Below are 17467 nucleotides of genomic sequence, written 5' to 3'. Positions count from 1 at the left end.
TAATTAGCTATGTGTTTCTATCACATTTACAATATCACTTTTTTGTAACACACCAGATTGCCTCCATTTAGGAACTCCGTCTTTAAACAAAATCATGGTCGGTACGCTACGCACCTGATACTTTGTAGCCAATTCTTGATTTTTATCAATATCTACTTTTACTATTTTTACAGCGTCGCCTAACTGCTCCTTAACATCTTTTAGAATAGGCATAAGTGCTTGACAAGGTCCACACCATGTTCCAAAAAAATCTACTAAAACAACATCTTCCGAAGTTATTATATCTTTAAAACTACTTTTCATAAATTACAATTTCTTGATATTTTAGTCGAAGTTATCGTTAAAAAATTACACGCTTTTCAGCTTAAAAACCAAAACCAACTTTAAACGCAAAACGTAAACCATCATCGCTATTAAAAGCAGATAAGTTAAACGTAACAACATCGGCTGCATTTGCAAAAACACCACCACCTATTGAGGTATTCCATCTGTTTGCGTTAAAAGCATTACTAAAAACAAGATTGTTATCTACCCAAACTCTACCATAATCAAAGCCAGTATACACACCAATATTTAAAGGCAGTAATCCTGTTTTAAACTTTTTTAAATTTAAACGTAAATCTGTACTTTGATAAAATGATCTTTTACCAGAAAAACGTTCGTTTCTAAAACCACGAAGTCCATTATTGGCTCCTAAACTTGCCGCTTGATAAAACTCGAAATTATCACCAAAAATAAAATGGGCTTTTGCCAATGTTGCCAACACTAATTTACCACTAGCAGATATTTTATAATCGAATCCTAGCTCTGGAATTAGATACGCAAAACCTTTTGAATCTTCTACATTAGTGGTATACCCTAATTGTAGTTGGGTTTGAATACCTGAAGTAGGAAATGCTTCGCTATCTTTATTTCGGAAACTATATGTCCCATTAACACCAACAAAATCCTTTTGATTTTCTTCACCGCTTGCAACGTAAAAATCATTAATGAATCTATCGTTAGTTTCTTCTACCTCTATAGATTCGTAACTAACACCTAACTTTATATGGGCTCCAAATTTTCCGCGCCAGTTTAAACTAGGCGCAAATTTTAATGTACTTAGTCTTACTCGATTGTAATCTATATTGAAATTATCTTCGTCATCTACATTTAAATTGGGTGTACTATTACCATAACCAAAGAAATTTATAGCGTAGTTAGGGCTAGTAAACTTAGCATTTAAGCCTAAATTCCATTTTCCTACTATATTGGCAAACTCGCCATTATACTCAAAATCATATCCACTTGTGGCAAAATAATAAGCACCCGAAAAGCTATGTTGCGAGCTAAATGGATTACGCTCAAACCCATAATTAGTTAGTACATTTAAAAAACCGAGTTTAAAACCATCATCCGGATTTGCGCCTAATACTGGAGTAAATTGATTGTTACTAAATTTAGCGGTTGTGTAATTATAAACATTAGTATCATAATCATCAACTAAACGTTTGCTTCCTTTATTGGTTGTAAATTGATTTTTCTTTGATTTAAAATCGTACATCTTAACTTTTTTACCATTTTCGATGGTATAGGTATCGTTATTTTGATTACCAACTAGCCTTAACTTAATAAGCTTATCTCCTTTACCCGAAACTCTAAACACATCGTCATCATCTAAACCATAAAGCCAAATCTCCTTTGTATACGTTTTGTTATACGCTTGCTCATGTATTATAATTCCCTTTTCACCATCCTTAATTCGGCTTACGGTTACTTTGGTATTTCCGTTTGGAAAGCGTTCAATTTCAAAAAAATCATCTTTATCGGTTCCTCGTATTAAAGGTATTTTAATTAACGCATTGTAATAGGCATCTGCAGATTCTGGAAGGTTTTCAAGTCGTGCTTTTATCACCTCTTTTATCTTATCAATCGTTTCGTCTTGAACCTCTTTAGGAAAGGCTTTAAACGCATTATCCAAAACATTGTCCGTTAAACTTTTTTGCAAATAGGCTACCTGCTCTTCCCAATCTTTTCTTGTGGTTTCGTTTAGCAACATCATATCTAAAGAAAAAGGACTGGAGTTAAAGCCTTTTACATTTCTAATATCATAATTAAACCCTTCCATTAACTTTAAAGTTGGGATAATTCTAGTGGCTACATTCATTAAAGCCCCATCGCCCATTACAGAAAAGGCTTGATCTCTATCTCTAGGAATGGGTCTATAAATCACTTTATCAGCTTCTTCAAACTCTGCCCATCTCCATTGATCGACATGTCTATCCCAATCGCCAATAACCATATCGAATAAACGCGCTCTTAAAAAGAGCGTTTGATCTACTGAGTATTTCTCATCCTTTCTTAAGTTTTTAATTAGATCGTCGGTACTCTCAATTTTATTAGCATTTCCAAAACTTTTAATATCGCCATGTCCATCGGAAACATGTTCTTCTATCATATATAATTCGTCTCCAAAATCTTCATTAAAACCCGCTAAAGCTTTTTGTTTTGGCACATAGTATAACACAGGATTAGTATGATAAAGATTAACAGCATCAGACAAACCTCCTGTTACAAATGGTGCGTAAGGATGCGAACCTGTATAAAAATCTAATAATAAATCTTCGGTAACTGTGCCTTCAAACTGCCCCTCAATATATTGGTCCTTAAACGCCATAGCTTGTAAATATACCGTGGCACTTTTTCTTATGGCACGCATAACATAGCGTTTACCTTCTTTATTTATTAATTGCAATGATTTTGATTGATGCCCACCACCTTTTCTATAAGGCTCTAAACCACCAAACATAGTATCTAAATTTACAGTTGGCACTTTAACTTTTGTACCATAATAAGACCTGTAGCGATCGCCCCAAATATATTTATGAAAACCTGTTTTAGCGACCTCCTCTTCAGAATACACAGATGCTACCATTTCGTTTGGAAAAGGCTTAAAATCATGATTATATTCTTTTTTATCTTCTGAAAACACTTTAGTTTGAAAAAGCACCTCGTCGCTTTTAGCTGAATAAAATCGAACGGCTGATGATCCATCGGTAAAAACATCAAAACGTGCATAACCGGGATCGCTTGATGAAAACGCATCAACTACATTTCGAGTGGCCGTAGATTTAGATCCTGCACCGCTAATAATTTGAGGTAAATTATCGTGTACTAAATATTGTAAACTATGCTCGTGCCCAGATACAAATACGGTTTTATCGTTTTCTTGAGCAAGGGTTACAATACGTTTTTTAAAGGCATTATAATTTTTATATTGCACATCGGCCGGAGATAACCCGCTCGTTTTTCGTATTAAATTTTTAAGCGATCCTAAAACAGGAAAAGGCTTTAAATGCGAATTAAAATCGTACTTCCCACCATGCGGCCCATTTGTAAACATAGGGTGATGCATAGCGATAATTGTGGTTTTACCTCGTGCTTTTTTAACTAAGCTTTCAAACTCTTCAAAAAACTTAAATCGCGATTTAATTTCGCAATCATCATTTATAGTTGGATGTTTATCCCAATTGGTTAAATACCATTCGGTATCAACAATAATTATAACAATATCATCAGAGATTTCAACTTTTTCTAAGGGGCAACCATCTTCGGGTAAAAATGTATTTTTTCCTAAAGCGTCTTCAATATATTTTTCTTGTCGTTTTAAACCTATAAGACCTTGGCTATACCAATCGTGATTACCAGGTATAAAAATAGTTTCACCTTTAAAATCTTTAACAGCCTCGGTTTGAACTTTTAATTGATATTCTGCAAATGCGCGTCTCTTATCCTTTTCGTCTGGCAGCCCTTTAGGATAGATATTATCACCTAAAAAAATAGCTGTACTATTTTTAGATGCTTTGTCCAATTCAGCTTTAAAGGCTTGGACACCTTGAGATACAGAACCAATTGGCGAATTACCACCATCGCCAATTAAATAAAAGGAATGCGCAATTTCTTTGTCCGGAAAACTAAAACTAGTATCCAAATTGTTATACTGCGTTTTATACGTAGCACACGCATTTAAAAAGGTAATGATAAAAAATAGTAATGCTATTTTTGAAAATTTCATTTTAGTTGAATTCATTTAATAATTTTATTTAGTTCCAAAGCAATGCACTTCGTTCGTCCCAATAGTTGTTAGAAGATACTGTTAAACTTTGAAGTTCTTGCAATTCTGCTTTAGTAAAACTAAAATCTAAAGCTTTTAAATTTTGTATTAGCTGCGTTTTATTAGAGGCGCCACTTAACACATAAGTAGGCTGTAAATTATCCATCACAAAACGCAATGCAATAGCATCAACCCCTACCTTATACTTTAAAGATAAGGCTTCTATAATAGTATAGGCGTTTGTATAATGTTGAAATGCTTCATTTTTAAAAACACGTCCATTTGCTAAAGCCTCCTTTATAATAACGGTTTTATCTAAATTTAAAACCGTTTTTAAAACTGAAAACGTAGACTGCTCAAACACATTATAAGTAACTTGAAAACTATCAAACAAACAATTTCCGTTAATCTTAACTTTTAAAGCTGCCTCAATAACCTCTTTTTGGTTTGCACCACTAGTTGTTATACCTATTTTTAATCCTGTTTCCTTTTGTATTTGATGTAACTTATTTAAAACAGCTTGATTTTCTAGAACGCCACTATCAAACGTTGCCGAATGTATTTGGTAGTATTTTAAATTAGGCATCATGTGTTTTGAAACTTGCCATTGCTCCACTAATTTTTCTCGCGAGTGTTCTTTAATTTCATGCTTACCATTGTAACCAAGTTCCCAATTAGCCACATACGTGTATCCCCATTTTGTTCCTAAAATAGCATCTGGATACTTATTATTAGCGTCCCATTCCTTTAAAAAGGCTTCGCCTTTACCATAAGAAGGTGCCGTATCAAAATAACGAACACCTAAATGATACGCTTCATCTAAAACCGAAAGGGCATTATTTTTAAAGGTTTCTTGTGTTTTATCGTTTAAACTTGTTGGCCTAATATTAATATACTCGGGTCTGCCTAACGCTGCTAAACCTAAACCTATTTTTGTTTTTAAACTGTGTTCCATTACTCTATAACTTCGGTTTCAATTACGGTATCGCTAGTTAGTGTTTTATGAACTGGACATTTTGCAGCTATTTCTTTTAAACGTGTCTTTTGTTTTTCGTCTAAATTACCAACAAATTTTAATCTTTTTTGTAAATGATCTATTTGTTTTGGCTTATCTAGATCCAGCATTAAATCGTCGCTATGTTTTTTTGAATAAGTAATATACACATACACTTCTTGCAAATCCCATTTTTTACGCTGGGCATACATTTTTAGCGTCATAACGGTACAGGCTGCTAATCCTGCGCTTAAAAAATCGTAAGGCGATGGTCCAAAATCGTCACCACCAACATGCTCGGGCTCATCGGCAATAAAACTATGCTTTTTAGTTTGTATAGAAGTTGTAAAGTTATCCTCAACTAGGTTTAAATGTGCCACTAATTGCTCGCCTTTGGTATCTAACATACTATTATCTTCTTGCACAAAATAGCGTTGCACCCAGGTACCAATTATGTTACCTACATACTTACTATCCTTAGAGTCGGATAATAAATGATCTGCGCCATCTAAACTCACAAAACTTTTTGGATGATGGGCATCATGATATAATTTATGTGCATTATCAATCCCCACAATGCTATCAAACGGTGCATGCATAATTAATATTGGTTTACGCAAGTTTTTTGTTATTTCGGGCAAATCAATTTTACTAAAATCATTTACAAAGGCTTCGTTAATTTTAAATGGTCGCCCTCCAATATTTACCTCAACTTCTCCCTTTTCTTTTACCTCATCAATATCATGAGAAAACAAATGGGTAACATGGCTAGCCGTTGCTGGTGCGCCAACAGTTGCTACCGCTTTAATATTGTCTAGTTTTGAAGCCGCCACTATTACTGCTGCACCTCCTAACGAATGCCCAACTAAAAGACTTGGCGCTTGGTAGTTTGATTTTAAATACTCGTTAACAGCTAATAAGTCGTCTACATTTGCAGAAAAATAACTCTCGGCAAATTCGCCTTCACTTCTACCTAATCCAGTAAAATCAAAACGCAATACACCAAAACCATGGCTGGTTAGCGACCTGCTTATATTTCTAACTGCACTTAAAGAGCTGCTACATGTAAAACAATGTGCAAAAATAGCGTAATGCTGCGGTTTTTGGTTGGCAGGCAACTCTAAAAACGCCTGTAACTTATGCCCCTTCTTATTCTGAATATTCAGCTTTAAACTGCTCATTTTTTATATGTTTTAATCGTTCTTGATTTGTGTATTTTGAAAACTTACTTAAAAGCACTTTTAACTTCGGATTAATAAAGGTTTCACAAAATGGCTTTTGTGGGTTACTGTAATAGTAATTTTGAATTTGCGCTCTTGATGCTTTAAACAATGCAAAAGGTAAAACCTCCGTTATTAATTGATTTTCAAATTGACTTTGAAACCCTTTTATAATTTGTTTCGACGCTTCATTTTGTTCTTCTGAAAACACATAAACTGCCGAACGGTATTTATTTCGCATAGAGTGACTAGAGGTACTTTTGTGCGTATGCAAATGAATTTCAATTAAACTTTTAAGCGGAATTATTTCTGGATTAAAATGAACGATTACAGCTTCGGAAAACGTACTATTATTTCCCGTTGAAGCCACAAAACCTTGTTCTACTTTTAATACACCAATTAACGATTGAAACACCGCTTCGGTACACCAATGGCATCCGCCTCCTAATGCTATTTTTTGTAAATTGTTGTGCATTTAAAAGTGTTATAATTACTTAACCACTTCTACACCACGCCAAAATGCTACATGATTTTTAATACCTTTTGCCAATGCCGAAACTTCGGGGTAATACCACGCTGCATCTGTATTCTCTTTTCCATCAACACTTAAATTATAATATGAAGCTTCGCCTTTCCAAGGGCATGTGGTATGCGTCTCACTCTTTATAAAAAACTCTTTAAGAATACTATTGTGTGGAAAATAATGGTTATTTTCTATAACAACTGTTTTATCACTCTCTGCTATAATTTGATTATTCCAAATGGCTTTCATAGTTTATTATTTAGATTGTAAATGCTATTGGTTTTTAAATAATGCTTCAAAAAAAATTTAAATTCATTCTGCTAAAACAAATGGATTATATAAAAGACTCCTCGAACCTTTCAAAATGACAGGTATAACCATTTGGTATTCTTACCAAATAATCTTGATGTTCTGGTTCTGCTTTCCAAAAGGTTGAATACGGCTCTAATGTTGTAACTGCATCGGCTTCCCATTTACCAGATGCATTAACAATGCTTATCATCTCTTCGGCTTCCTTTTTTTCGTCTTCATTTTGAAAAAAGATTGCCGACCTGTAACTAGACCCTTTATCATTTCCTTGTCTGTCGATAGTTGTAGGATTGTGAATTCTGAAAAAATAATCTAAAATTGCTTTAAAAGAGGTCTCATTAGGATCGTAGGTTAACTCAATACCTTCGGCATGACCCGGATGGTATTTATAGGTAGGATTATCATTTTCGCCACCAATATATCCAACTTCGGTATCTTTTATTCCTGGGCGTGTTCTAAATAAATCTTCCATTCCCCAAAAACAGCCACCTGCTATGTATGCTTTTTTATAACTACTCATTACTTTTTATTTTATTTTAATGTATTATGAACTACAAGATAACATGGAACAGCCTACTTTATGTCGTGCCCATTCCGGACGTTTAGCAAACCATTGTTGATATTCTGGCTGCTCACTATAGGGCTCTTTTAGCATATTAAACATTTGATCTATTAATGTATAATCGCCCTTATCGCCATCATCAATAGCTAACTGCGCCATATAATTTCTTAAAACGTATTTTGGGTTAACGCTGTTCATTTTTTTACTTCTGTCTTCGTCGGAAAACGTTTCTAAACCTAACCGTTTTGCATAACTTTCAAACCATTTAAGCCATCGGCTTTTTAAATCGCCTTCAATCGCTTCAGGCTTATAAAATGCTTCGGTAATAACTTGAAGACCTTTTAATGGATTTTCTTTTTTAAAATTACTTAAATTTCTGAAGAAAATCGTCATATCGGTTTCTGTTTGATGCAAGATATCTTCCAACTCCAAAATTAATTTTTGATCGTTTTCATCTTCTGTTTGCAGACCTAATTTAGCGCTCATCATATTAAGCAGCTTCACTTCAAAATCTATTTTGTACTGATTTAAAATAGCTTCTAAAGGTTCGGCTTCATCAATTAAAGGATATATAGCGTTTGCCAGCTGAATTAAATTCCACAAACCAATATTAGCTTGATTACCAAAACGATAACGCTTATGTTGCCTATCGGTAGTATTGGGTGTCCAACCATAATCATAACCTTCTAACCAGCCATATGGTCCGTAATCGATGGTTAAACCAAGGATAGACATATTATCGGTATTCATAACACCATGAACAAAACCAACGCGTTGCCAATGGATAATCATATTTAAAGTGCGCTCTGAAACTTCTTGAAAAAAGGCTAAATAGGTGTCTTTTGATGGTGTACCTAACTGTGAAAAATGGTGTTTTATAGTATAATCTACCAAGGTTTTAAGCGTCTTGTTATCTTGCCTAGCAGCAAAAATTTGATAGCTACCAAAACGCAAAAAAGTTTCTGCTGTTCTGCAAACAATGGCGCCTTTCTCGTAGGCCGAATTACCATTATACAACACGTCGCGTAGTACTTGATCGCCAGATAATGATAAGGACAAGGCTCGAGTTGTTGGCACGCCTAAATGAAACATAGCTTCACTACATAAATACTCTCTAACCGAAGAGCGTAACACAGCTAAACCATCGGCTGTTCGAGAATATGGTGTTTCACCGGCACCCTTTAATTGGACTTGCCAATTTTGGTTATTATGTTGTACTTCAAATAAATTTATAGCGCGACCATCGCCTAATTGTCCTGCCCAATTACCAAACTGATAGCCGCCATAACACATGGCATAAGGTTTAGTATTTGGCAATACTTTATTTCCGGTAAAAACCTTTAAAAAGGCTTCACTTTTAGAATCGGCTTCAGACAACCCTAAATTTTTAAGCATTTCTGGAGATGCATGCAACAATTCTGGTGCCGCAGTTTGTTTTGGCGTTACATAAGAAAAACACGCTTTAGTTACCTGCCTCCTTGTATTTTCCAGAACCGGATCTGCAGGTAATTTTGTATTGAATGTATCTTTTATATTCAGCTTCATTTATTATGATTTACAGCTTATTTATCCACTTTTTTAATTCGGCATCAGATGGGTTTCTTAACTTTTTTTGTCCAATAACTAATGTTGGAAAATTAAGCTTTCTGTTTGTATACAGGGCTCGTAATTCTTCCGCGAAAGCATTATTTAACTCCACATCCAAAAATGAATAGTTTAAATTTAAACCCTCTAAATACCTTTTGTAATACTGCGTTTTATGGCATCTATTAGCGCCATATAGTTTAATCTCTGGCATAATAACTAATTAGGTTAAGCCGTAAAAAGCGCATTAAAGCAAAATTAAGCTTTAATTGTTGGCTACGATACCTTTTCTAATTGCATCGATTCGGAGTTTATACAATATCGCAAACCGCTAGGTTCTGGACCATCTGGGAACACGTGCCCTAAATGGGCATCGCATGTATTACACATAACCTCTACACGCACCATACCAAATGCGGTATCGCGTTCGTACTTAATGGTGTTTTCTGTAATGGGCTGTGTAAAACTTGGCCATCCTGTACCAGACTCAAATTTAATTGTAGAATCGAATAATGGTGTATTGCAACACACGCAGTTGTACTTACCTGCTTCGTGAATGCTACAAAGGGCACCACTATGCGGACGCTCTGTACCTTTTAATCTAGTGATTCTAAATTGTTCTGGAGTTAATTGCGCCTGCCATTCGGCCTCTGTTTTTTCGACACGTTTGTCGGGAATTGGGTTTCCTTTTACAGAGAAATTAATTATTTTTTTCCAAGTTAGCATAGTATGGATCCTTTCTTTTTTTTATTGCAAATAATATGCTTTTTTTATGTAAAGATAGTCGAATCTAAATTGAAAAACTTACAATTTGTAATTTTTGAAAAGTATTTAAAAATAATACGACCAAATAAAACGTTACTGTACTTTCCCTTAAAGTTTAGTATTTTTACTTGATAAACATTTATATCTTCCAATATGCTGATAGAAGCGACTGAAAAATTTGTAATTAACCTTTTAAATGAAAAGTTAGCTACTTCTTTTACTTACCATAATATTACACATACACAACGCGTTGTTGAGGATGCTAAAACACTAGCCGAACTTTGCAATATTGATGAAGACAATACAAACCTGCTTTTAATTGCTGCTTGGTTGCATGATACGGGTTATATAAAAGGCGTAACCAACCATGAAGAGGAGAGCATTATAATTGCTAGAGCGTTTTTAGAAGGCGAGAAATGCCCAGAAAAAGACATAAAAGTTATTTGCGATTTAATATTGGCTACCAAAATGACTGTGGCACCCGATAATGTTTTAGAAGGCATACTTAGAGATGCCGATTGCTCTCACGTTGGAAGCAAAAGCTACATGGATATTTCTGAATTGCTAAGAAAAGAATGGGAATTACTATTCAATAAGACCTTTGACGACATTAAATGGCTAGATGAAAACATTGATTTTCTATCCACCAAACACCGTTTTCACTCACCTCAAGCTGCTAGTATTTGGGATAAACGAAAAGGGAAAAACCTAGCAAAACTAATAACTACGAGAAAAAAATTAGTAAACGCAGAAAAAAAACTAACACAGAAAAAAAAGGAATTAAAGTTTAAAAAAAATAAAATTGAATTGCCAGAACGTGGTATAGAAACCATGTTTAGAGTAACACTAAAAAACCATATTACTTTAAGTAACATTGCCGATACTAAGGCTAATATTTTACTGTCTGTTAATGCTATTATTATATCGATGGTATTATCAAATCTAGTTTCTAAACTGGATAACATTTCCAACCATTACCTAATTATCCCAACAGTTATTTTTGTGTTTTTCACTGTGGTTTCTATGGTTTTGTCCATTTTAGCAACACGCCCTAACGTAACGCGAGGCGAATTCACAAAAGAAGATGTGGCTAATAAAAAAGTAAACCTTTTGTTTTTTGGGAACTTTCATAAAATGTCCTTACAAGATTTTGAATGGGCCATGGGAGAAATGATGGAAGATCGCGATTACCTCTACTCTTCAATGAAAAAAGATTTATATTTTTTAGGCTTAGTTTTAGATAAAAAATACAAAATACTTAGACTTACTTATACTGTTTTTATGATTGGAATTATAGTAAGTGTACTTGCATTTGCTATTGCATTTAAGTATTCGGGAGTTGTTTTATAAAAGCTTATTCTACTTTAAAACTCCTGTTCTAATCAGTAAAGCTTAGTTTTAAAAACTAAGCTTTAATTTCTTTCATTAAATCATCATAGGAATAAAATGATTTATCGGCTTCATTTTTATGATAAAGCACACTAACTCGAATGGCTTTTAAGCCTGTTACAGCTTGCAAATCTTCAAGTTCTACTATTTCAATATCTGTATCTAAATAATGCTTAGACTGGAGAAATTTTATATATCTTAAATATTCTATTTCATCCTGTTTTTGAGAATACACAATGCTTACTTTCCCTTTTTGGGTAACACGCTCTGTGGTTCCTTTTATATACGCCTTATCAACTCGTTTTTTTACAATTTCGTATCGTGCATTATATGTGCCATCTACATCAAACTGTTTTTCATCCATTCTAAAACTTATGGATAAAGGTTGATTAAACACCAAAATCATTGATGCTACATCTAAGGCCACAGGAAATTTAGATTGCATTTGGTAGTATGCATTTTCCATTTCACACATAACCTGTAATTGCCACAAACGCAAATTGTAAAGGTATATAGGATTGAATGAATCTTCTTTAGTAATAGACTCTCCTACATACATGTTATGCTCGACACCATCCGTTTTAAAACGCTCAAAATAGTGCGGATACATAAGTTGTGCTTCCACTTGTTTTTTATCTAATAACGAGGCCATTTCTTTATTAATTTTAGAAATGGTTTTATCGTAATCTTTTCTATGTTTATATAACACATTTACCTTGTCGTCAATGCTATTAAAGTAAGCATCTATCTCTTCCTTAAAATCATCATTGGTGTAAATATGTTTTAATAAAGGATCTATATCTTGTTTAAAAAATTCAGAGATTTGTTGTTCGCTATCTACCTGAAAATGTGTTTCCAAACCCTTTAAATACTCATCTATCTGATAGATAAATTGCTCATAAATAGGTAATGGCTGCGTTTTGGAAATTCTAACAAAAATGTTTTTAACCGCATTTAACTGTAATGATAAATCTAAACTAGTAGCAGTATTTCTAGCTTCCGACGATTCTTTTATATCGATTTGACCATAAAGTGGATACACATTTTCGAATGCTATTTTTTTAAAACTAGCTTCTTCTCCCTTTAATTCGGCATTTATAAAGTTTTTTGCTTCTTTTTTAAATCGCCAATGCACACTAGAGTGAATTGAAGTACATTCTTTTTGAATAATGGCTTCAATTAAATTTTCTTCTTCGTTTTTTGAGCGCTCTACAGCCGATACAATAAACGGCATAACATCGGCCAATTTATTTGCATTTACACTATTTAACACTCTGGACTTTCTTGATACTATCTCTATAATACCCATTAACCCCTCTTTATTTGCAATTGGAGCAAAAATAGCACTCTTTATACCTTGCTCGTGTAAACTTGTAATATGTGGTGCGCGTCCTTTCGCTTTTTCGAACATTGTATCGACATCCGATATTGAGAAATATTTATTTTCTCGTAATAATCGATTATAAGACCAACTGCATAAGGCATCGGTACATTTTTCGTTATCTCGATCTCCTAACAAATAACTTTTTACTCCAGCACCATAAACACGCTCAAAAACTTGGTCCTCTTTGTTATAAATAGAAAAACCAACCTTAATATCATTTAGCCTTAAAAGTGATCTGAAAATTTCATGGAAACCTTCCATAAAACTTTCATTCTTTCGTTTCTCGTCGCCTATTAAACTAGATTTTATGTTAGATATGGATTGATCGTCTGTTACATCAAAAATATTTGAAATTACAAATCCATTAAACGTGTAGCTATTTGGAGGAAATTTTTCTTTCCAAAGTGCTATATTTTCAAAATTATCAAGTAGCTCATTATAATCTGCCTCGGTAATTATTTTAGCACCCTCATTAGGTGTTATTTCACAAAAATCGGCATTATACGTTATTTTGTAATAATGCAGAATACCATCGGCATCGGGAATTTCGTAATAAAAAGGTCTTTTAAAATTTATGTTATAGCCATAACAAAAATTTAAAATAATGGTACAGGCTAAAATATATGTATCGTCTTCCGGTAAGTTTTTAATTTGAAGATCAAAATCTTTACCCGCCGTTTTTATAATAGTTTGAAAACGCTCTGAAGCATTAAAAATTAAATTATGTAACGGAACTGAAGCTGTTTTAATTTCGTTTTTTGTTAATAATGGACTAAACGCATCTTGCAAGATTAACTGAATTTCTTTAGATCGGGAGTCTAAAATTGAGGTATCACTAAACCCTTGTTTTAACTCTGAATATTGTGCTGCAACATCTAAAATATGATTTGCCTTGGCCACAACAAAAGCATCAGAACTTTTTGCTAAAGCTTCATAATACTCCAAATATTTATTAAAACTGACTTGGAGTTTGAAAGGCGATTCGATATTGTGATTAATATCCATAATGTTAAAGTGCTTAGATTGCAAAGTTACAAATATTAGGCTTAGTCGTTGTTAATTAGACTTCCTAACTTGCTATTTGTTACTAATAAATGACACTTTTTTATTGTTTTTCGAGGAGCACCATATTAAATTTAGAATTTATAGTGATTTTTCCCTGGGCAACTATGTTTGAAACCCCAGAGTAAGCGTCATGTAGAATCTCTCCATTTTTAAATAGTTTAGATACATCTACTACCTTTTCGCCGTGAGGTAAGTTTAAGCCAACAACTACTAAGTCTTTATAATTACTTTTTGAAAAACTTCTATAAAACACATAAGGTGTTTCGGTTATCATTTGATGAATGCCGGCTCCTATTGCTGGATGGTTTGCCCGAAATTGCCCCAATTTTTGCCAATGTTTTAAAATGGATTGTGTTTTGGGGTTGTTTTGAACGTCCTCCCAATTCATTAGAGAACGCAATGTAGCATCACCAACAGTGCCTTCAATAACAAGAGACCTTGCAGATTCATCGCCATAATAAACTTGAGAAGCACCAGGGCACAACAATAATCTCCTAGCGGTTTCAAAGGGTTTTTCTCTAACGGCATCAAAGGGTTGACTATCATCATGAGAGCTTAAATAATTTAAAATGCTATAGCCTTTTAACTCTGAATTTAGTACCTGTGAATATTTTTTAAAATGCGCCTCGGTTGACATTTGAGCTGCATTCCATTTCATTTCAAAATTAATAAGTGCATTAAAAGCATTATCAAAATAATTGACTTTCTTATCGCCAAAGTCGAACCCTTTGGTTGCTGAAATTCCGTAATTGTAAACCTCGCCCAACAAATAAAAGTCGTTATTATCTAGCACTTTATCTGGGTTGTTTTTTTTGTATTCCGCGAAAGCGAAATCGCATTCTTGCTTGAATTCTTGCCAAACCTGTTCTTCTACATGTTTAACCGTATCTACACGATAACCATCAATTCCAAACTCTGTAATATAATCTGTAAGCCATTTCATGATATAAAATCGAGGTGCTCTAGGGTAGTTTGTTCTTTTAAAAAAGGCATCTAGTTCTGCTACCTCTTTTTCATACCTTCCTTCGGCTTGCCATTTAGTAACCAAATGTGGTGGTAACTTAACCGCTTCATCACTTTCTGTTTTAATGTCTGGAAGGTTTTTAACTAAGGTGCAGGTAATGGTGTTTTGGTAAGATTGATAATCGCATTGTGGTTGAGTACGCACCCAATTTGAAGGCCAAATTGGATCTTTTTCTGTTACTGGCCCTGTATGATTTATTACTGCATCAAGCAAAATACGAATGCCATGTTTATGAGCTGTTTCAACTAGTTGATGCAAATCTTGATTGGTTCCAAAATTAGGATCTAAAGCCGTCCAATCGCTAGCCCAATAGCCATGAAAACCATAGCTTAAACCTGTACCCTCGTCTGTACCCCCATGAATTTGCTCTACAATGGGTGTCATCCAAATGGCATTAATTCCTAAATTGGTAAAATACCCGTCCTTTATTTTTTGAGTAATACCTTTAATATCACCTCCTTTAAAGCCACGAAGCTTTCCTGTTTCTGCGTTTCTTTCAAAATTAATATCATTTGACGCATCACCATTATTAAACCTATCTGTCAATAAAAAATATATGTTTGCAGCTTGCCAAACAAATGGTGTTTCTGGCTGTTCTGGAAGGATATCTTTTTTGTCTTCACAACTAAAAAACACTAAAAATGATAATAAAACGACTATATGCTTCATGTTTTTAATTAAGTTTTAAAAGGAAAGACTCCAAAGGTTCAATTTTTATTTTGAGACTAGCGTTACCATTTTCAACGTTTAAAACGGACTTAAATTTATGGTACAATTGGTCTTCAACTTGATAAGCCTTATTATCTAACTGCCAATTTTCAACAACACTTTTGGGTATTTTTAGGTCGAATTCATAGCCCGATTTATTATCGAAATTTGAAATAACAATTAGTTTTTCATCATCACTCCAACGCACAAATGATAGAATTTTATCATGGTAACCTTCGGTATGCTTTCTGTTGTACAAATGTATGTCTTGATACGCTCCAACTAAAGCACTACTGTTTATTGTAAAATTTAACAGGTGTTTATAAAAATCTCTTAACTCCTTTTCTTTTTTGGTTAATTGTCCGCCATCAAATTGTTTATTATTTACCCAACGTTGATGTGCCGGAACACCTACATAATCGAATATTGAGGTTCTTGTAGGCTTACCAAATCCTGCATTTTCTGAGCCATCTTCACCCACTTCCTGACCAAAATAAATCATTATTGGTGCCGTGGTAGATGTTGCAGAAACCACCATGGCTGGTTTTCCTTTTTCGGGGCTTCCAGCAAAATCCGGGCTTGCTAAACGTTGTTCGTCATGATTTTCTAGAAAATGCAACATGTTCTGTTCTATATCTTTTAAATCATTAAGGATAGGTGGAATATTATCTGTTTTTCCGTGGCCTTGAATGACACTTTTTATGGTATCGTACAATTGGACTTTATCATACAAATAGTCCATTTTACCTTTCTTGATATAATCTCTATACAGCAATGGATTATACACTTCGGCTAATAAAAAAGCATTGGGATTTTGCATTTTAATACTCGAGTTCATGTAACTCCAAAACTCAACGGGCACCATTTCTGCCATGTCATAACGAAAACCATCTACCCCCATTTCTAGCCAATACAAGGCAATATCTTTAAACTTTACCCAAGAATTAGGTACGGTTTTGTCTTCCCAAAACTTATAATGTGTTTTATAATTTTCATTTTCAAAACCGTCGGGAAGTGCATCAAAATCCTTTTTACCATCAGGCGAAATACCATAATTAACTTTTACGGTTTCGTACCAATCGTTCATATCTGGTTGAGAAAGCCTAGATCCATTCCCTGTCCATTTTGCAGGGTTTTCGGGAAACTCACCATCTTCTAAAAGATGTTTTTCAGGACCTAATGGAGAATATCCATTTTTCCATACAGGCACTTTAAACGTTTCTTTAGGATTGTAATAAAAATTATTATTTACATTATACACAACAGATGTATCGTCATCTTCACCAAAATCTTTAACGCCATTTGGTTTAGAAAGACTTTTATAATTGCGAGCTACATGATTGGGCACTATATCTATTATCACTTTTAATCCGGCCTGATGTGTGCGATTTATAAGCGCCTGAAATTCCTGTAACCTATTAGCAACATTATCTGCCAAATCTGGATTTACATTATAATAATCTTTTACCGCGTAAGGAGAACCTGCGCGCCCCTTTACTACATCTGGGTCATCGTTTGAAATACCAAACTTGTTGTAATCTCTAATAACACCGTGATGAGGTACTCCTGTAAACCAAATATGAGAAACTCCTAAATCCTTAATTTCGTGTAATGCTTTATCAGTAAAATCATTGAATTTACCAACGCCATTTTCCTCAATGGTTCCCCATGGTTTATTGGTAGTATTGGTATTACCAAACAAACGTGTAAAAACCTGATAGACTACGAGTTTTTTTTTCTTAATATTATTCACTTCATTAATTTCACTAACCACTTTTATATCCTGTTTACAACCTAATCCTAATAACATCGCAAATACTAAAATTGTATACTTTATTGAATTCATT

14 protein-coding genes are annotated in these 17467 nt (G+C 34.0%); 1 reads left to right on the top strand and 13 read right to left on the bottom strand.

Translation table 11 applies throughout. The annotated features are described in order from the left end of the window. Nucleotides 1-3: 3 nt before the first annotated feature. From trxA to msrB, 10 genes are all read right to left on the bottom strand, one after another. On the bottom strand, nucleotides 4-303 hold the full coding sequence (gene trxA / locus AAFN75_RS09820; protein ID WP_411806172.1) for a thioredoxin: 300 nt from the start codon (nucleotides 301-303) through the stop codon (nucleotides 4-6). Between the two features lie 61 nt (nucleotides 304-364). Continuing rightward, nucleotides 365-4069: a metallophosphoesterase gene (locus AAFN75_RS09815; protein WP_411806171.1), complete on the bottom strand. Its 3705-nt coding sequence runs from the start codon at nucleotides 4067-4069 to the stop codon at nucleotides 365-367. Between the two features lie 13 nt (nucleotides 4070-4082). Then, on the bottom strand, nucleotides 4083-5048 hold the full coding sequence (locus tag AAFN75_RS09810) for an aldo/keto reductase (RefSeq protein ID WP_411806170.1): 966 nt from the start codon (nucleotides 5046-5048) through the stop codon (nucleotides 4083-4085). Continuing rightward, a complete protein-coding gene (locus AAFN75_RS09805) occupies nucleotides 5048-6268 on the bottom strand; it encodes an alpha/beta fold hydrolase (RefSeq protein WP_411806169.1) in 1221 nt (406 codons plus the stop codon). Before AAFN75_RS09805 ends, AAFN75_RS09810 begins: the two co-directional genes overlap by 1 nt. Then, on the bottom strand, nucleotides 6237-6782 hold the full coding sequence (locus AAFN75_RS09800) for a peptide-methionine (S)-S-oxide reductase (RefSeq protein WP_411806168.1): 546 nt from the start codon (nucleotides 6780-6782) through the stop codon (nucleotides 6237-6239). Before AAFN75_RS09800 ends, AAFN75_RS09805 begins: the two co-directional genes overlap by 32 nt. Before the next feature lie 15 nt (nucleotides 6783-6797). Then, entirely contained in the window at nucleotides 6798-7079 is a 282-nt protein-coding gene (locus AAFN75_RS09795; protein WP_411806167.1) for a DUF427 domain-containing protein, read from the bottom strand. 85 nt (nucleotides 7080-7164) lie between these two features. Then, nucleotides 7165-7659 carry a peptide-methionine (S)-S-oxide reductase MsrA gene (gene msrA, locus AAFN75_RS09790; protein ID WP_411806166.1) on the bottom strand — a complete coding sequence of 165 codons (495 nt, stop codon included), beginning with the start codon at nucleotides 7657-7659 and terminating at the stop codon, nucleotides 7165-7167. A gap of 24 nt (nucleotides 7660-7683) precedes the next feature. Then, the gene (locus tag AAFN75_RS09785) at nucleotides 7684-9246 is read right to left on the bottom strand and encodes a protein adenylyltransferase SelO (protein WP_411806165.1); all 1563 of its coding nucleotides are present in this window, start codon (nucleotides 9244-9246) and stop codon (nucleotides 7684-7686) included. A 10-nt stretch (nucleotides 9247-9256) separates the two neighbouring features. Beyond that, the gene (locus AAFN75_RS09780; protein WP_144115391.1) at nucleotides 9257-9499 is read right to left on the bottom strand and encodes a glutaredoxin family protein; all 243 of its coding nucleotides are present in this window, start codon (nucleotides 9497-9499) and stop codon (nucleotides 9257-9259) included. A 62-nt stretch (nucleotides 9500-9561) separates the two neighbouring features. Then, on the bottom strand, nucleotides 9562-10011 hold the full coding sequence (gene msrB / locus AAFN75_RS09775; RefSeq protein WP_411806164.1) for a peptide-methionine (R)-S-oxide reductase MsrB: 450 nt from the start codon (nucleotides 10009-10011) through the stop codon (nucleotides 9562-9564). Between the two features lie 192 nt (nucleotides 10012-10203). On the opposite strand from msrB, the gene AAFN75_RS09770 reads away from it, so the two are divergent. Beyond that, a complete protein-coding gene (locus tag AAFN75_RS09770; RefSeq protein ID WP_411806163.1) occupies nucleotides 10204-11400 on the top strand; it encodes a Pycsar system effector family protein in 1197 nt (398 codons plus the stop codon). Between the two features lie 55 nt (nucleotides 11401-11455). Here AAFN75_RS09770 and AAFN75_RS09765 read toward each other — a convergent pair whose 3' ends face one another. The 3 genes from AAFN75_RS09765 to AAFN75_RS09755 form a co-directional block, all read right to left on the bottom strand. Further along, nucleotides 11456-13828 (bottom strand): GAF domain-containing protein, encoded by a 2373-nt coding sequence (locus tag AAFN75_RS09765; protein ID WP_411806162.1) that lies wholly within the window; start codon nucleotides 13826-13828, stop codon nucleotides 11456-11458. A gap of 100 nt (nucleotides 13829-13928) precedes the next feature. Next, nucleotides 13929-15581 carry an alpha-amylase family glycosyl hydrolase gene (locus AAFN75_RS09760; RefSeq protein WP_411806161.1) on the bottom strand — a complete coding sequence of 551 codons (1653 nt, stop codon included), beginning with the start codon at nucleotides 15579-15581 and terminating at the stop codon, nucleotides 13929-13931. 4 nt (nucleotides 15582-15585) lie between these two features. Next, nucleotides 15586-17466, bottom strand: a complete 1881-nt coding sequence (locus AAFN75_RS09755) for an alpha-amylase family protein (RefSeq protein WP_411806160.1) — start codon at nucleotides 17464-17466, stop codon at nucleotides 15586-15588. Between the last annotated feature and the right edge of the window lies 1 nt (nucleotide 17467).

This window comes from Algibacter sp. AS12 (assembly GCF_046736315.1).
In the GTDB taxonomy this organism is placed as follows: Bacteria; Bacteroidota; Bacteroidia; order Flavobacteriales; family Flavobacteriaceae; genus Algibacter_B; species Algibacter_B amylolyticus.
The sequence above is the reverse complement of the archived record's forward strand: the minus strand, read 5'-3'. Positions and strand labels throughout refer to the sequence as shown.

Excerpts from the sequence above, each read along its gene's own strand:
- trxA (WP_411806172.1), bottom strand. The coding sequence starts at position 303 with ATGAAAAGTAGTTTTAAAGATATAATAACTTCGGAAGATGTTGTTTTA.
- AAFN75_RS09815 (WP_411806171.1), bottom strand. The coding sequence starts at position 4,069 with ATGAATTCAACTAAAATGAAATTTTCAAAAATAGCATTACTATTTTTT.
- AAFN75_RS09810 (WP_411806170.1), bottom strand. The coding sequence starts at position 5,048 with ATGGAACACAGTTTAAAAACAAAAATAGGTTTAGGTTTAGCAGCGTTA.
- AAFN75_RS09805 (WP_411806169.1), bottom strand. The coding sequence starts at position 6,268 with ATGAGCAGTTTAAAGCTGAATATTCAGAATAAGAAGGGGCATAAGTTA.
- AAFN75_RS09800 (WP_411806168.1), bottom strand. The coding sequence starts at position 6,782 with ATGCACAACAATTTACAAAAAATAGCATTAGGAGGCGGATGCCATTGG.
- AAFN75_RS09795 (WP_411806167.1), bottom strand. The coding sequence starts at position 7,079 with ATGAAAGCCATTTGGAATAATCAAATTATAGCAGAGAGTGATAAAACA.
- msrA (WP_411806166.1), bottom strand. The coding sequence starts at position 7,659 with ATGAGTAGTTATAAAAAAGCATACATAGCAGGTGGCTGTTTTTGGGGA.
- AAFN75_RS09785 (WP_411806165.1), bottom strand. The coding sequence starts at position 9,246 with ATGAAGCTGAATATAAAAGATACATTCAATACAAAATTACCTGCAGAT.
- AAFN75_RS09780 (WP_144115391.1), bottom strand. The coding sequence starts at position 9,499 with ATGCCAGAGATTAAACTATATGGCGCTAATAGATGCCATAAAACGCAG.
- msrB (WP_411806164.1), bottom strand. The coding sequence starts at position 10,011 with ATGCTAACTTGGAAAAAAATAATTAATTTCTCTGTAAAAGGAAACCCA.
- AAFN75_RS09770 (WP_411806163.1), top strand. The coding sequence starts at position 10,204 with ATGCTGATAGAAGCGACTGAAAAATTTGTAATTAACCTTTTAAATGAA.
- AAFN75_RS09765 (WP_411806162.1), bottom strand. The coding sequence starts at position 13,828 with ATGGATATTAATCACAATATCGAATCGCCTTTCAAACTCCAAGTCAGT.
- AAFN75_RS09760 (WP_411806161.1), bottom strand. The coding sequence starts at position 15,581 with ATGAAGCATATAGTCGTTTTATTATCATTTTTAGTGTTTTTTAGTTGT.
- AAFN75_RS09755 (WP_411806160.1), bottom strand. The coding sequence starts at position 17,466 with ATGAATTCAATAAAGTATACAATTTTAGTATTTGCGATGTTATTAGGA.